At 55.2% G+C, this 14,409-nt stretch carries 12 protein-coding genes and 2 pseudogenes; 9 read left to right on the forward strand and 5 right to left on the reverse strand.

Going from position 1 to position 14,409, the window contains the following annotated elements; all coding sequences use genetic code 11:
• Window positions 1-277: 277 nt before the first annotated feature.
• Complete coding sequence (locus tag ACZ5CM_RS08730; RefSeq protein WP_464637579.1) at window positions 278-1,483, reverse strand: IS256 family transposase; 1,206 nt, start codon at window positions 1,481-1,483, stop codon at window positions 278-280.
• Window positions 1,484-1,812: 329 nt separating this feature from the next.
• Here ACZ5CM_RS08730 and ACZ5CM_RS08735 point away from each other — a divergent pair, with 329 nt between their 5' ends.
• Entirely contained in the window at window positions 1,813-2,370 is a 558-nt protein-coding gene (locus tag ACZ5CM_RS08735; RefSeq protein ID WP_464637720.1) for a helix-turn-helix domain-containing protein, read from the forward strand.
• A gap of 12 nt (window positions 2,371-2,382) precedes the next feature.
• On the opposite strand, the gene ACZ5CM_RS08740 is transcribed toward ACZ5CM_RS08735, so the two are convergent.
• Genes ACZ5CM_RS08740 through ACZ5CM_RS08750 form a run of 3 tightly spaced genes read right to left on the reverse strand, consistent with a single transcriptional unit; the run spans window position 2,383 to window position 5,475 of the window.
• Window positions 2,383-3,258, reverse strand: coding sequence for an EamA family transporter (locus ACZ5CM_RS08740; protein ID WP_464637722.1), 876 nt, complete (start codon window positions 3,256-3,258; stop codon window positions 2,383-2,385).
• A gap of 25 nt (window positions 3,259-3,283) precedes the next feature.
• Window positions 3,284-4,483: an argininosuccinate synthase domain-containing protein gene (locus tag ACZ5CM_RS08745; protein ID WP_464637724.1), complete on the reverse strand. Its 1,200-nt coding sequence runs from the start codon at window positions 4,481-4,483 to the stop codon at window positions 3,284-3,286.
• On the reverse strand, window positions 4,480-5,475 hold the full coding sequence (locus ACZ5CM_RS08750; RefSeq protein WP_464637726.1) for a TauD/TfdA family dioxygenase: 996 nt from the start codon (window positions 5,473-5,475) through the stop codon (window positions 4,480-4,482). Before ACZ5CM_RS08750 ends, ACZ5CM_RS08745 begins: the two co-directional genes overlap by 4 nt.
• A 241-nt stretch (window positions 5,476-5,716) precedes the next feature.
• On the opposite strand from ACZ5CM_RS08750, the gene ACZ5CM_RS08755 reads away from it, so the two are divergent.
• The 6 genes from ACZ5CM_RS08755 to ACZ5CM_RS08780 are packed head-to-tail and all read left to right on the forward strand — an operon-like array spanning window position 5,717 to window position 11,014.
• On the forward strand, window positions 5,717-5,920 hold the full coding sequence (locus tag ACZ5CM_RS08755; protein WP_464642551.1) for an aminotransferase class III-fold pyridoxal phosphate-dependent enzyme: 204 nt from the start codon (window positions 5,717-5,719) through the stop codon (window positions 5,918-5,920).
• Between the two features lie 4 nt (window positions 5,921-5,924).
• Window positions 5,925-7,106, forward strand: coding sequence for an alanine racemase (locus tag ACZ5CM_RS08760; RefSeq protein ID WP_464637728.1), 1,182 nt, complete (start codon window positions 5,925-5,927; stop codon window positions 7,104-7,106).
• Window positions 7,103-8,074, forward strand: a complete 972-nt coding sequence (locus tag ACZ5CM_RS08765) for a deoxyhypusine synthase family protein (RefSeq protein WP_464637730.1) — start codon at window positions 7,103-7,105, stop codon at window positions 8,072-8,074. The genes ACZ5CM_RS08760 and ACZ5CM_RS08765 overlap by 4 nt, the downstream gene beginning before the upstream one ends.
• Entirely contained in the window at window positions 8,067-8,966 is a 900-nt protein-coding gene (gene speB / locus ACZ5CM_RS08770) for an agmatinase (protein ID WP_464637732.1), read from the forward strand. Before ACZ5CM_RS08765 ends, speB begins: the two co-directional genes overlap by 8 nt.
• An 11-nt stretch (window positions 8,967-8,977) precedes the next feature.
• Complete coding sequence (locus tag ACZ5CM_RS08775; protein WP_464637734.1) at window positions 8,978-10,129, forward strand: hypothetical protein; 1,152 nt, start codon at window positions 8,978-8,980, stop codon at window positions 10,127-10,129.
• Window positions 10,130-11,014, forward strand: a complete 885-nt coding sequence (locus tag ACZ5CM_RS08780) for a DMT family transporter (protein WP_464637736.1) — start codon at window positions 10,130-10,132, stop codon at window positions 11,012-11,014.
• 99 nt (window positions 11,015-11,113) lie between these two features.
• Here ACZ5CM_RS08780 and ACZ5CM_RS08785 read toward each other — a convergent pair.
• Window positions 11,114-11,467: pseudogene (locus ACZ5CM_RS08785) on the reverse strand (integrase core domain-containing protein); the annotation flags it as partial.
• Between the two features lie 121 nt (window positions 11,468-11,588).
• Here ACZ5CM_RS08785 and ACZ5CM_RS08790 point away from each other — a divergent pair.
• Both ACZ5CM_RS08790 and ACZ5CM_RS08795 read left to right on the forward strand, forming a co-directional pair.
• A complete protein-coding gene (locus ACZ5CM_RS08790; protein ID WP_464637738.1) occupies window positions 11,589-12,860 on the forward strand; it encodes an IS110 family RNA-guided transposase in 1,272 nt (423 codons plus the stop codon).
• A gap of 287 nt (window positions 12,861-13,147) precedes the next feature.
• Window positions 13,148-14,398 (forward strand): annotated as a pseudogene (locus ACZ5CM_RS08795) (IS3 family transposase).
• Window positions 14,399-14,409: the final 11 nt, after the last annotated feature.

Consider the following 14,409-nt stretch of genomic DNA (forward strand, 5'->3'; position numbering starts at 1 on the left):
CCGTTCTTAAGTTGATCGGAGGCTGGATCGAGGACTATAACGAAAACCACCCGCACTCGGCCCTCAAGTAGCGCTCGCCACGCGAGTTCCGAAGGGCCCAAACCGAAACTGCTTAGCTGTCTGGTGAAACGGGGGCAGGATCAGAGGTCTTTATCCAGCCTGTCGATGAAGTGAGTGACGGCCTGCTCTTCGAGCCTGCCATCATCGAACAGCACAAGGCGGTAAGAATCGGTCACGTCCGTCAAGGTGGTGTAATTTGGGTGGCCTCGTGTCATGATCATGCGGCCTGAGTTGTTATGCTGAGAATGGGGTCGGTCTCCTCGTTGTCGATCTGGGCGAAGGCCTCGACCTGCATGTAGCGGCTTGCGGTCTGCCATTCGTCGTTCTGCTCGAACAGGACGGCGCCGATGAGGCGGGTGATGGAGGCCTCGTTGGGGAAGATCCCGACGACGTCGGCCCTGCGCTTCACCTCCTTGTTCAAACGTTCAATCGGGTTGGTGCTGTGCAGTTTCTTGCGGTGCTGGCGGGGGAAGGCCATGTAGGCCAGCACGTCGTGCTCGCTCTCGTCCATCAGCTCGGCCAGTTTGGGCCAGCGAGAGCGTAGCTGGTCGGCGACGCGGCGCCATGTCTCGCCGGCCTGCTTTCGGTCGGGTTGATCGAAGGCCTGGCGGATGGCGGCGGCGACGACGGTGTGCTGGCCGCGCGAGACGTGGGCCAGGGCGTTGCGCATCCAGTGGACGCGGCAGCGTTGCCAGGTAGCGTCGAAGACCCGCCCGATGGCCGCGCGCAGGCCGCTGTGGGCATCCGAGATGACCAGCTTGCTCCCGTCAAGCCCCCGGGCCTTGAGGCCGCGGAGAAAATCCATCCAGAAGGTTTCTGCCTCCGACGGTCCCAGCCCCAGGCCAATGATTTCACGGCGTCCGTCCGTGTTCGCGGCGACGGCGATTATGGCCGCTACAGAGACAATGCGCCCGCCTTGGCGCACCTTGAGATAGGTGGCATCCAGCCAGACATAGGGCCATTCACCGGTAAGCGGCCGGTTCAGGAATTCGTTGACCCGTTCGTCAATGTCCTTGCACAGCTTCGACACCGTGCTTTTGGAGATGCCGTGCAGGCCCATCGCCTGTGCCAGTTCGTCCACGCGGCGGGTCGAGACGCCACCGATCCATGCCTCCTGGATCACTGCGACCAACGCCTTCTCGGATGTCTTGCGCGGCTCCAGAAAGCCCGGGAAGTAGCTGCCCTGCCGCAGCTTGGGCACCTTGAGGTTCAGCCGGCCCAAACGGGTATCGAGAGCGCGCTCTCGATACCCGTTGCGCCACGTCGTGCGTTCACTGTTGCGCTCATGCTTGCCGGCGCCGATCAGGCCCTCGACATCGGCCTCCATCAGAAGCTGCAGCACGGCCTCAGCAACGGCGCGAAGAAAATCGCCACCGTCCTGCTTGGCCAAAAGTTCGGAAAGGTCCATATTCGTCTTGGTCATCGGGGTCTCCGTGTGGTTCGTGGTTGAAGCTCTGAAACTCCACCGCAACCATACACCTCGATGGCCACCCTGGTTACACCGTCGAAGGTGCAGAAATTACACCACGTGCGCGGACACTAACGCTCTCGATCTGGAGGAACGCAGGTCGCGATGTCAACTATACTTGCCCCGAGGGCCATACCTTCAGTTATTATCTGAAAGGCGGTCACGGTAGCAGGCGCAAAAATGCGCCCAATAGTTCCGGTGGCCCTGGAAAGATCTGCATAATTCCGGAAGGCGCGTATTCACGATGGGGGCATTCGAAACCGCTTGTCTTTTTGCACCTGCATGTGGATGACGCGGAATTGCGACGTCGCTTTGTCAAAACAACGGAGAAAGACGCCAGGCTCTGCCACGTTCCCGAAATCGATTATGGCGACATTGCTCCCATGAAAAACGCGTTCCGAGCGGTGCTTCTGGCCTGGCAAAGTGAAGACCGCCTTGCCATCGAAAGTGGAATTACCGACCTGTTGACAGAGATCTATGCCATCTGCCGCCCATCAGGCCAATTTCGGCTGAAAGGCGGGCTCAGCAGCCATTCTGCAAGAACGGTCAGGGATTTCATAGAAAATAATCTTGATAAACCACTGACATTGCGTGACCTTTCCCGTCAGGTAAATCTGAGTGAATTCCATTTCCAGAAAATGTTTCGCGCCTCCTTTTCCGTAAGCCCGGCTCGTTGGGTTTTTTCCCGTCGAATTGCACGCGCCCGTGATATGCTGGCACGGAAAATGCCAATCGCAGATATTTCCGCCCATTGCGGATTTTCCGACCAGAGCCACTTTACCAGATCCTTCAAGAAGGCAACTGGTATGACGCCCGCTGCTTACATGAGGTTGACGAATTGAATGGCACCCTGATCAGGAATGCTTGCGCGATCGGGCTTCCTCGATCCTGATACCCACCATATGGATCAGAATTCCGGTAATGATGACGACGCTGCCAATGAGGCGAAGACCGTCGAGCGCCTCTGCGAACAACAGGTTGCCAAGAATAAGTCCGATGATCGGAATCAGTAACGTAAACGGAGCGACGTTGGCGGCCTTGTAGGTTGCCAGAGCCTTCACCCAGAAATAGTAGGCGATTACCGTGGCGATCAATCCCAGATAGATTGCCGGGGGTAGCGCCTGAATGATACGGGCAACAGTCAGGCCCTCGAACTCGCCGGAAATGCCGGCAAGGGCAAGAAATGGCAAAGGCAACAGCATGCTGGCCCACGCGACCAGCGAAACGGGGTTGTATCGCAACCCTCTTGCCGCCCCCCAGGAAATTACGACGTTTGATGCTCCCCAGGACAGCGCGGCGCCCACCCCGAGAGCCATGGGCAGCAATCCCGCCCGTTCCACTGTCCCGGACAAAACGATCCCAAGTCCGAGAAGGCTGATAACAATGGCACCTGTCGTCGCGGCCGGAATGCGCTGCTTGAGGAAGAAGAGAGCGAGAATCGGAGTGAAAACGACCTGAAGCTGCACGAGAAGAGACGCCATGCCGGAGGGCAGGCCCAGATATATGGCCCAAAACAGAAGACCGAACTGACCGAGGCCGAAGGTGGCGGCGTATGAAGCAATGAAACCGAAAGGAACCCCAGGGCGCGGAACGAACAGGAGCAACGGGGCGGCAGCAATGAAGAACCGCATCGCTGCCAGAGTGAAGGGACCGATTTCATGAACGCCGACCCGCATGACCGCAAAGTTGCCGCCCCAGATAAGAATGACAGGTAGAACAAGCCACAGCATGCCCACACCTCCGGTCGTGGGCTCTTCATGCATGGGTGTGCTCCTTCAGCAGGTCAAAAGAGATCTTTTTCGACAGATCATAGTTTTCCACCGAACAGGTAAAACTCTCGAGATGAGCGCCAATCTTACTCGATTTGTCGGGAGCAATCGTATTTACAAAGCAGGACCGGTCGGTGACCTGCCAACTGACACGACCCGATATCGGCTTCGCCAGACGGTGCAACGCGCTTCGCAAAGCATCAGTATAGGAAGTGAACCAGCCCCCTTCGATCACGGAAATGGCGAAGCGCCGCGAAAGTTCTTCACGCAGTTGAAGTTCCGCTGCCGAAAGAACCGCTTGGGCGATGTATCCAGAGCCTTCATGGATAAGTTTTCCTGCCATGCTCATGCGTGGTTCGGGATTTTTCACCCCGAATACATTTCCTTCCAGACCATATGAGAAACCGTGAGGATGCCCCGTGAAACGCCCGTTCAGCTCCCGGCAGATCTCGCCGAGTTCCATTTCAACGTCATTCAGTGCAGTGGGGAAACCTGCCTTGAAGGTTATCGCGATCTGTTCGGGGGTGCCCTTCCAGGACGCTCCGCAAATGCCCGATATCGGCAGCGATCGTTCCGGATGTTCGATATCACCATTTTCGACTACGCGACACCATAGATTTTCATCTACGGAATAAATCCCGCGCGGCTTGTCTTTGAAAAACTCGATAAAACGGGGATCAAGCCCGGCAATTTTTTGAGCACGATCGAGATAACCTCCTATCGATGGGCAAAAGAAGGACAGTTCCGGTGCGAGAACCTCAATCGACTTTGCGAATCGGAAGAACGTGTTCTGGAATGCCGTTACATTGGATGCAATGACTCGGATGCCCTTGGAACGAGCCTGATCGACTGCCAGCCGAGCGATCAACGGGCGAGAATAGGTCGAAGAAAGGGGCATTCCCCCAAAATATGTGGCGTTACAGATGATCCCGTCAGCTAAATACTCATCGCAGAAGATACGCTCTGCTTCGATCACTACGATTTCCTCGGCAATGGATCGCGCGACCTTGCATGTGGCGGGTAGCGGTTCTCCCAAGTCAACGTAAAGGGCCACCACCCGCAAACCGGCTGCTGTCAATTGCGAAAGCGTATGGCAGCTGTCCAGCCCTCCGGAGAACAGAAGGAGGACGCATGCGCCATCTTCCATCTGGGAATGAAGCCCATCGATGCGAGTTATGACTTTCATGCGACGAGTTCCCGGGATTTTTCAGGATCGATCATACGTGTACCAGGCACCAATATGTCTTGCATGCGGGCGAAATCCCGAGAGATGAAGATGCGCTGAAGCCATCGATCACGCCCGTCATAATACGGCCGGAACCCTGTGCGAGCATGGCAGGCCTTGTTGTTATCGATGATAATCGCATCCCCCGGGCTTAAACAGATGCCATATGTTTCCCGTTCCAATGCCTTGTGCAGGCGCTGCATTGCCTGTTCGGCAACATCCGTGAGAGCCTCCATCCCGTTGAGGTCAAAAACAAGCCCGGTTCCTTGCTGTGGATCGCCAACAACGGCTGTCCTTCTTCGATATTTTGATGCGCCAAACGATGAGGACGATCTGATGATATAATTGGGTCCAGCCAGGGTCTCGATTACTTCTTCGTCCAAGGAACCGATCACACGGCCAAGGCTTGCCGTTGCCGTTATTGCCTGCCCGGTCCTGTCGCCACGAAGACACATCAATATGAGGTAATCTGGTGGTAAAGGATGAAAGCTGTCCTCGGTGTGAAATTCGAGGAAGACCGATCCGGTATTCTCTTGTAAATTTTCCTGCCCGAAAACCGGGCAGATATTTTGAATCAGGAGCCCCTCTTTTTCATCTCCATATGAAAAAATATCGCCCAAAAGGCACCCAAGCAATGCTCCAACAGATTCCGAGAGGGATGGCATGTTATCTGGGCGCCTGCCATCATGGGGGGTGGGCGGAAGACTGGTATCGATCGGTACATTTCTTAGAAGCAACGTTCCATAGTCGTTGCTGGACTCTGCGAAACGACGCATGGCATCGAAACTTGGGCCATCCAGCTTCCTGACTGCCTTGAGGACGTCACCATGACGGTAAAGGCCAGGGTTTGAAATATTGTCCTGCGCAACATCCTGAGCCCAAGAAGTGAGCTGAGCCCGCTCACAATCTGAAAGGTCAAAAACAACTTCTTCTGGAAAATTCTTTAATCTCATCCGCAACTCCACAGCCCCACCGCACAAAGCGAGCCTATCGCGTGTGGTTGCGCCATACATAGGTCAAGGGCGGGAAGGTCGTTTTGAATATTCTTGCGGCGAAATCCCCCTCTACTCCGATCGCCCATTTACAAGGCGTCGCGGCTTATGGCTCCATCACTGTGGTCACGCAGCAAACTTTGGAGGCTGGGAGATCGTTTTGGAAACGAATGTGAAAAGCTACTGCCGGACATTCCCCGCGGTGTTTGCAAAGGCCGCTGATTGCTTTGTCTGGGATGAAAATCACAGGTGCTATCTTGATTTTTTATCCGGATGTGGGGCGCTGAATTATGGACACAATCACCCGAAAATAAAATCTGAGTTGATACGTTATATCGCCGAGGACGGGGTCACCATGTCGATGGACCTGGCTACCCAAGCTGATCCAGCCCCGACGATTGTGTAAATAAATGAAGGCTTTCATTATGAAAACATTCATTAACATTGATACACTCGCTCGAAATTACATAAACTTTAAGAAATATTTTCGGGGGGAAGTTTATTGCGCCGTCAAGGCGAACCACTCGCCTCATATCCTTCGAACACTGCGCTTATTGGGTATTGATGGCTTTGACGTTGCCTCGACAAGAGAAATGCAGGTCGTACGGAAAACCGTGGGACACACCCGCTTCCTATATACCCATCCAATCAAGAGTCGCCAGTCGATAACGGAGTCCTACGCCAACTACAATATCCGGAATTATGTGGTGGATTCGGTTGCGGAGTTGCAGAAATTGGCGGCAACCGTAGATTTGCAGACCTGGGAGATCATTGTGCGCATAAAAGTGCCAATTTTCGGCACCTCGGCGATGCAAAATCTGGACGAAAAGTTTGGAGTACATCCTCTAAAGGCGCGTGATCTTTTGTATCTTGGAGCAGCCAAGAGCGCTAAAATAGGTGTGAGTTTCCATGTTGGATCGCAACAAGAGGATCTCAACGCACATTGGAGGGCAGTGGCGTTCTTAGCCGATCTTCTTGAGGGTATTGGGCTACAGATCAGCTTGTTGAGCATTGGCGGTGGCTTTCCGGCGCGCTATGATGATCCGCAAGCAAACGTCGATTTCTCCCGTGTCCCCAGTGCCGATTCGATACGGGCAAAGTTTCCGCTCTTACGCAAGGCTCGGTTGGTCGCAGAACCCGGTCGGTGTATAGTTGCGGATGCCGCTAATTCCCACGTCCGGGTGAACGGCGTCGACGGAGACCGAGTTTTTATCGATGACGGCATATATGGTGGCCTCTTGGATTGTGGCCTTTCCAAGATGCGGTTCCCCATTAGTTGCAAGACACGACCTGCGTCGGATGGACTGAAAGAGTTCACCATTTTCGGCCCAACCTGTGATTCTCTCGATGTACTTCCCGGTCGCTATCTGCTGCCCCGCACCGTGTCTGAGGGCGATGTACTGGTCGTACACAACACGGGTGCATATTGCGACTGTTTGACGAACAATTTTAACGGGCTAGCCTCACCGTCGCAGATCATTCCCTACAGCACGAATATCACTATGCCCCCGCCTTGGAGCCTGGGGCAGTCGATTCAGCTGTCATGTCACCATCAATCTCTTTCATCACAACGTATTAAGGGATCTTCATGATGATCAAGGATTTCGTTTCTCATAATTACCGCCACTTTAACGCGCGGGCGTTGGCCGAAGCGGCGCAGGGCTATGTCGATTTTCTTGATGGCGGCGGTAAAATGTTTGTCACGCTAGCTGGAGCAATGAGTACCGCAGAGATTGGACTCTCTCTAGCTGAGATGATCCGCCGTGGACATGTCGAAGCGATCTGCTGCACCGGTGCAAACTTGGAAGAAGACATCTTCAATGCTGTTGCCCATGACCAATATGAGCGGATCGACAACTACCGCGATCTGACACCCCAGGATGAAGAAAGTTTGCTATCCTGCGGAATGAACCGAGTTACCGACACCTGCATCCCTGAGGTCGAGGCAATGCGGAAAGTGGAGAAATACATCACACCGCTGTGGCACAAGTTCAGCAAGGAGGGTCGATCGCAACCGCCGCACACCTTCCTATACGATGTGTTGCGCAATCCAGACTTTGTCGCCGAGTTCGAGATCAACCCTAAGAACAGTTGGGTGCTCGCGGCCTCGGAACGTGATTTGCCGATTTTTGTGCCGGGCTGGGAGGATTCGACGCTGGGAAACTTCTTTGTTTCCCAATGCATTAGTTCAGGTCTGAAGATCGGCACAGTGGAATCCGGTCTCAGCTATATGAAGTCCTTGGTCGACTGGTACAAAGGCGCTGCAGACAATAGCTCGATCGGTTTTTTTCAAGTCGGCGGCGGCATTGCCGGTGATTTCCCGATTTGCGTTGTGCCGCTGATCCAGCAGGATCTGGAAGAAGAGGTCAGACTCTGGGGCTATTTCTGTCAAATTACTGACGCTCAGGAGAGTTATGGTGGCTATTCTGGCGCGTTGCCCAATGAGAAAATAACTTGGGGAAAGCTCGACAAGGACACGCCAAAATTCGTGATTCACAGTGATGCGTCGATCGTTGTACCGCTGATCTTTCACTATGTGTTGGAGTCCCGGGATGGTTGAATTCTTGGCCATCTCTCCGGAAGAGTTTGCGGACATAGATTGCCGGTTCACGCTAATCCCCTTCCCTATGGAGACGACCGTTTCCTATGGTGCTGGCACACGGCGGGGTCCGGAGGCGCTTTTTGCGGCAAGCCGGGAAGTCGAACTCTTCGACACTGAATATGGTCACGAAGTGATCTACGACTACGGATTCAAAGTGCTACCTATTCCCGACATCCCCGCTGAGACAGAGGCGGCGCTGGCCATACTTGAAGCCTCGGTGGGCGCCGTGCTGGCAGAGGGACGTATTCCAGTGACGCTTGGCGGCGAACACACGGTTACCTGCGCATCGGTGCGGGCCGTAAAGAAGCAAAATGAAGACCTGACAATTGTTCAGTTCGATGCGCATCTTGATCTTCGAGACCGCTATCTGGACGATCCGTACTCCCACGCCTGCGCGATGCGACGTTGCCTCGACGACCCAATGGTCTCTCTAATTTCAATTGGCGTCCGTAATGTCTCTGCAGAGGAGTCAACCTTTCTCAATACTGTCGGTCGGGGCCGTGTCCGAGTGCTGGATATTTGGAACTGCCGGCAGAGTTTTCTAGCCTCGCTCGCAGAGCTTGTCCGCAATCAAGCGGTCTACATCACCTTTGACGCCGATGCCCTCGACCCCAGTATCATGCCTTCGACCGGCACGCCGGAGCCGGATGGGATTCTTTGGGCAGATGCAATGGCCATTCTGCAGACGTTGTGCGCTAAATCTAAGGTTGTCGGTTTTGACTATGTCGAACATGCGCCGATCCCGCAGCTTCACGCTCCGGACTTTCTTGGCGCCAGGCTGATCTACAAGGCAATGAGCTACATTCATAGCGCACCCCCGCCCCTGAGTGAATATCCTGCTCTTCGCTGAAGGGAACTCTTATGCTACTCTCAAACACCCAAGTTGAAAACGACCAACTGACCGAAGTCATCGCATCGCTGCCGCAACTGCCAGATGATCACGATTTTGGCGACGACATTACAGAACTCAACCACCAGATACTGGATACCAGCGACAATGTGAAACGTCATAAGATGCTGTTGAACTGGCTCGCCCGTTATCAACCCTGCATGTTTGGGCGGCTTGGTGCGAAAGAGGCCAAAGGCATCGCCTATGACGTCACGATCGTGGACGCCGCGGACATCGCCAAGGGCTCAGTCTATGTCGAGAAAAAGATCCGCAAAGCCCGCCACGCTTGGAAGGACCGCGCCGCGGAAGGCCTTTCGAGCGGCTTCCTAGTCTATTTCTGCATTAAAGAGATCACGTTTTGTCGGCCCGGTCCAGAGCTCTTGAATCTTTGCAAAGTGCTCTGCGGTCTCTATCTAACCGAGTTTCGCCCGGTTGACGTCGATACGATCTATACTGAGGCCGTACCTCTTTTTCAGGACGACGGGTCAGTCCATCTCTTCAAAGGCGGGCTGAACGTATTCTACTCCGGTGCGCATCTAACCAGCAACCATGACCGCCGTGTGCCCGGCGGCTTAATCATAAGCGTGAACTCACCGGGGCATCTGGCGAATTCATTGGTAAGAAAGGGAGTTGCCACGGATCTGAAGGACGCAACGAGTATCGTCTACGATCTGGTGATCCGTTCGATCGGTGTCGGTGGTATCGGTGACCGCGACAATATCGTCGGCACCTGCACTTGGCATCAGGAAATTTCGGCGAGTACGCGTGCAACTAATCCAACCGAGAAACCAAACAAGAAAGCGCCGGCACATCTGCCCAAGAACTATAACCCGAAGCTTTACAGTGGTTATTATCATACCGATGTGCTGATACCAACCGACAACACGCTGTCGCGAGAGGTGACAGACGAAAAGATTGATGTTTGGAATTATCTTTACATGGATTACGTCACGCTCAGAAAATTTGACTTTCTGCACCCAGACTACGGCTTCTGGTATGGCCATCCCGTCGCGCGTGAGGCGATTTACTATAATCCATGGATGCCGGAGAAGGCAGAAAATCTCCCTTGGACAGATTGGAAGCACTGGAAAAAGATGATCGACCAAAATATGGTATCCATCTAAATGCCTGTACATCCGTTTGTGTTATTGTTGTTGGCATCGTTTTTCTGGGGAATTTCGGTGCCTGTCTCTAAGATATTCCTTACGGAATATGCCCCCATTGCGGTGCTGTTAATTCAATTGGCCTTCAGCAGCATCTTTATTCTAGGGGTAACGTGGTTCAACGGCAATCTTAGATTTCGCGGCATATCGAAGCGAAACTTGCTGACAATTGCGGCAGTAGGCATTCTAGAACCCGGGCTTGCATACTTCATCGGGTTTTATGGGCTGACCCAAACAACGGGAATAAATGCCGGCATCCTGCAATCCTTGGAACCCATCTTCATCGTTATTTTGTCGGTTGTGATCCTTAAACAGACGATCAACCGTCTTCTGGCTTTCTTGGTGCTATTGGGGCTGGTCGGTGCCTTCATCACCATAAGCCCTGAATTCGCGGGTTCGTATTTACAACCGGGTGCCGGGGATGGGATCGTTCTACTGGCTGTTTTTGTAGCGGCTGTTTACGTGACTCTGTCCGACAAGTTCGTCCAAGACTATGAACCAGACCTGGTGCTTTTTATTCAGCAGTTTTCATCTGTTGTCTTTGTCTTTGTGGTTGCCACCGTTTTTTTCAGGAAGGACTTGCTCTGGATTCCGAACACCGATTTTTTCCTTGTTGGGGCTGCGGGAATCGTCCAATTTGGTTTTACCTTCCTGTGTTTCTTCATGGGCATGAAGCGTTCACACCCTTTCGTCAGCGCTGTATCACTGAATCTCATCCCAATCTTCGCCGTTGCGTCGTCGGTGTTGCTTTTGGGAGAGCTTATGCAGATCAGCCACGTGATAGGCGGTTCGCTGTCCATCGTAAGTGCGATCATGATCAGCATCTTAACCGAGAAACCCCGGTGATCCGTAAGCGGCGCACACACCTTTCAATGTAACCGCCCAACCCTGAACGCAAACATGCGGCACCCATGCGGCGTGACCTGCCCCCCAATGGTCCCTCATTCATAACGAGAGTCTGCGGGTTTGGTTTTCATAATCTGCGGTTTCGGTTTTGGCAAGCGCGCCGGGCGCGGAGCCATCGGATAGCTCAAGCGTCCGGCGCGCCTGGGCCGGCGTCTGGTTCCCCAGCGATGAGTGGGGCCTGACGTTGTTGTAGTCATAGCGCCACAAGGCCAGTTTTCGGCGGGCATCATCGAGCGTGTCGAACAGTTCTTCGTTGAGAAACTCGTCACGCAGGCTGCCATTGAACGACTCGATGAAGGCATTTTGCTGAGGCTTGCCAGGATCAATGTAATGCCAGTCGACGTCATTGTCGTCCGCCCATTTGAGGATCGCCCGACTGGTGAACTCGGTCCCATAGCACGTCGGGAAGAAGGGCTTCTGGCAGGTTATGGCCGCCTGCGCAGCTCCCATATAGCGCAGCGGGTGGCCATAACCGGGTCTCAGGTCTCAACAGTGGTTTTGTACGACCACACTGATGAGGAGACCGGCCATGACCGCCATCAATTCTACCACTTCAACCTTGCTTGTCGCCATCGACATTTCCAAGCACCGCCACGAGGTCCTGATCAGCATTCCCGGCAAGAAGCGCCGCCGCCGTTTGACAATCACCAATACGCTGGAGGACTTTCATCGCCTCACCACCATTCTTGCCAGTTACGATCTGCCGGTGCGGATCGGGTTTGAGGCGACTGGCAATTATCATCGACCCTTGGCACATCATCTTGGCCAGGCCGGGTTCGATCTGAAGCTCGTGTCCTCTGTCGGGCTGGCCCGAACCCGCGAGGCCTTGCACAATAGTTGGGACAAAAACGACCCGAAGGACGCCCAAGTCATCCTCCACATGCTGGAGATCGGGGCCGTGCAGTACTTCCATGATCCCCTGGTGTTTGGAACCAGCGACATTCAGGAACTTTCCAAGACCCACGAGATCGTTTCGCGGTCGAAGACCGAGCTATGGCATCGCATCCTGACCCACTATCTGCCGCTGTATTTTCCCGAGGCGGAGCGATTTCACCGAAGCTCGCGCAGCGACTGGTTCCTGGCGTTTCTGGAGAAGTACCCATCACCGCACGTGATCTCGGCCATGAGCCGGGAGGACTTCATCACCGACGCCTGGCAGGTGGTTGGCCGCAAGGTCGCCAAAGAACGCCTTCTATCAGACATTTACGCCACAGCCAAAGGATCGGTTGGCCTGCCGGTGCATCCGGATTCCGAGGCCATTCGCATGTTCCGCCTCGTGCTGGCCGAAGGCCGCAGCCTGATCCGGCAACGTAATGAGATCGAGGCTCGGGCTGTTGCGCTTTTGTCCGATCACCCGGATTACCAGCTGCTGACGACCATCCCCGGGATCGGCCCGATCAACGCCATGACCATTCTGGCCGAAGCTGGCGACCTGCGCCGGTTCCGCCATCATCGCCAGTTCCTGAAGTTCTGCGGCATGGACCTCGCCACCGTGCAGTCCGGCATGTTTCGCGGTCAGAGCAGAATCTCGAAGTATGGCAATGCCCGCTTGCGTCGCACGCTCTGGATGGCAGGCCAGACCGCAGTGCTGAAGCGCACCAACAGCTTTCGCGACAAGTTCGAGCGCTACATCTCCAGAGATCGACATAACGCCCATCTGCGCCGCAAGGCTTACACCGCCATCGCGGCCAAGATGGCGCGTACCGTACACGCCGTGGTCAAACACGGTGAACCCTATCGCCCCTTCTTCGAGGGGGCGGGCCCAGGCGGAAGGACCTCTGTCTGACATGAGCCGTGGAGGCAGTTCGCTGACCTCGTAGATAATGTTCGGGCTTTCTGCTTGGGATTTCGGATCTCGTCTTAAGGACGGTGAGGGCCGCAACGCTGCGTACCCTGTGTTTGCTATGGGAGAGACCACTTCTTGACGGCAGAACCCGTCTGGGTAAACATCACACGGCATCCGGGCAACCGGATGCCCCACGACCTGTTGACTCAAGCAGCCAGTGAACTGGCCCCCATTTCGACCGGACACCTGAGCCCAACCAAGGAGGGCTTAGGCACAGGCTTAAGCATATGCTCATGTCCGATATTGAAATCATCACCGATGGTGGCCGTCGCCGTCGCTGGTCAGCGGCCGAGAAGCTTCGGATTGTCGAGGAAACGCTGCAAGGTCACGACAGCATATCGGCCGTTGCCCGGCGCAATGGCGTGGCGCCGAATCTGTTGTATCGTTGGCGCAAATTGATGTTGGAGGGAGGAAGCATTGCCGTGAGCGGAGATGACAGTGTGACCAGCAACCGCACCGTCCGCGAGATGGAGGCCCGCATCCGCGAGCTTGAACGCCAGCTTGGGCGCAAGACGCTGGAGGTGGAGATCCTCAAGGAAGCTCTGGACAAGGCACGCTCAAAAAAACCGATCTTGCATGCGCTGTCGCCGCGACCGGGAGGTTCCCGGTGATGGCGATCGCGAAAACCCTGGGCGTGTCGCGCTCGAACCTGCACGACCGGCTGAACGGGGGCACCAAGCCGCGTCGGCGCTATCACAAGGCGCAAGACGGTGAGCAGGCGAACGCCACCGGTTCGAGAGAGCCTGCGAACGCTGTTGCCGCTGATCGAGCGGCTGGTGGGGCAGCGCCCGACCTACGGCTATCGCCGGATCACGGCGGTGCTGAACCGTGTGCTGCGGGCCCGTGGCCTTGATCCAGTCAACCACAAAAGGGTTTATCGGATCATGAAGATCAATGACCTGCTGTTGGAACGCAGTGGCCAGCCGTCGCCCGAGCGTAGCCATGACGGCAAGGTGGTGATGATCCGCTCCAACCTGCGCTGGTGTTCCGACGGGCTGGAGTTTGCCTGCTGGAACGGCGAGGTCGTTCGCCTGGCGTTTATCATCGATGCCTGCGACCGCGAGGTCATCGCCTGGACGGTGGTATCCGGCGCCGGGATCAGCGGGTCTGACGTGCGCGACATGATGCTCATGGCGGTGGAGCGGCGCTTCGGCACCTGCCGGACACCGGAGACGATCGAGATTCTTTCTGACAATGGGTCGCCGTACACCGCCCGCGAAACGCGCATCTTCGCCCGCCAGCTGGGGCTGAAGCCCTGCTTTACACCCGTCAGAAGCCCGCAATCCAACGGCATGGCCGAGGCCTTCGTCCACACGTTCAAGCGCGACTACGTCCAGGTCAACCCGCTGCCCGATGCGAGAGCCGTTCTCAAGTTGATCGGAGGCTGGATCGAAGACTATAATGAAAATCACCCGCACTCGGCCCTCAAATGGCGCTCGCCCCGCGAGTTCCGAAGGGCCCAAACCGAAACCGCTTAGGTGTCCGGTGA

This window comes from Piezobacter thermophilus (assembly GCF_055386745.1).

Coding starts and splice junctions, on each gene's coding strand:
- speB (WP_464637732.1), top strand. CDS start 8,067: ATGGTTGAATTCTTGGCCATCTCTCCGGAAGAGTTTGCGGACATAGAT.
- ACZ5CM_RS08730 (WP_464637579.1), bottom strand. CDS start 1,483: ATGACCAAGACGAATATGGACCTTTCCGAACTTTTGGCCAAGCAGGAC.
- ACZ5CM_RS08790 (WP_464637738.1), top strand. CDS start 11,589: ATGAGGAGACCGGCCATGACCGCCATCAATTCTACCACTTCAACCTTG.
- ACZ5CM_RS08765 (WP_464637730.1), top strand. CDS start 7,103: ATGATGATCAAGGATTTCGTTTCTCATAATTACCGCCACTTTAACGCG.
- ACZ5CM_RS08740 (WP_464637722.1), bottom strand. CDS start 3,258: ATGCTGTGGCTTGTTCTACCTGTCATTCTTATCTGGGGCGGCAACTTT.
- ACZ5CM_RS08780 (WP_464637736.1), top strand. CDS start 10,130: ATGCCTGTACATCCGTTTGTGTTATTGTTGTTGGCATCGTTTTTCTGG.
- ACZ5CM_RS08760 (WP_464637728.1), top strand. CDS start 5,925: ATGAAGGCTTTCATTATGAAAACATTCATTAACATTGATACACTCGCT.
- ACZ5CM_RS08775 (WP_464637734.1), top strand. CDS start 8,978: ATGCTACTCTCAAACACCCAAGTTGAAAACGACCAACTGACCGAAGTC.
- ACZ5CM_RS08745 (WP_464637724.1), bottom strand. CDS start 4,483: ATGAAAGTCATAACTCGCATCGATGGGCTTCATTCCCAGATGGAAGAT.
- ACZ5CM_RS08750 (WP_464637726.1), bottom strand. CDS start 5,475: ATGAGATTAAAGAATTTTCCAGAAGAAGTTGTTTTTGACCTTTCAGAT.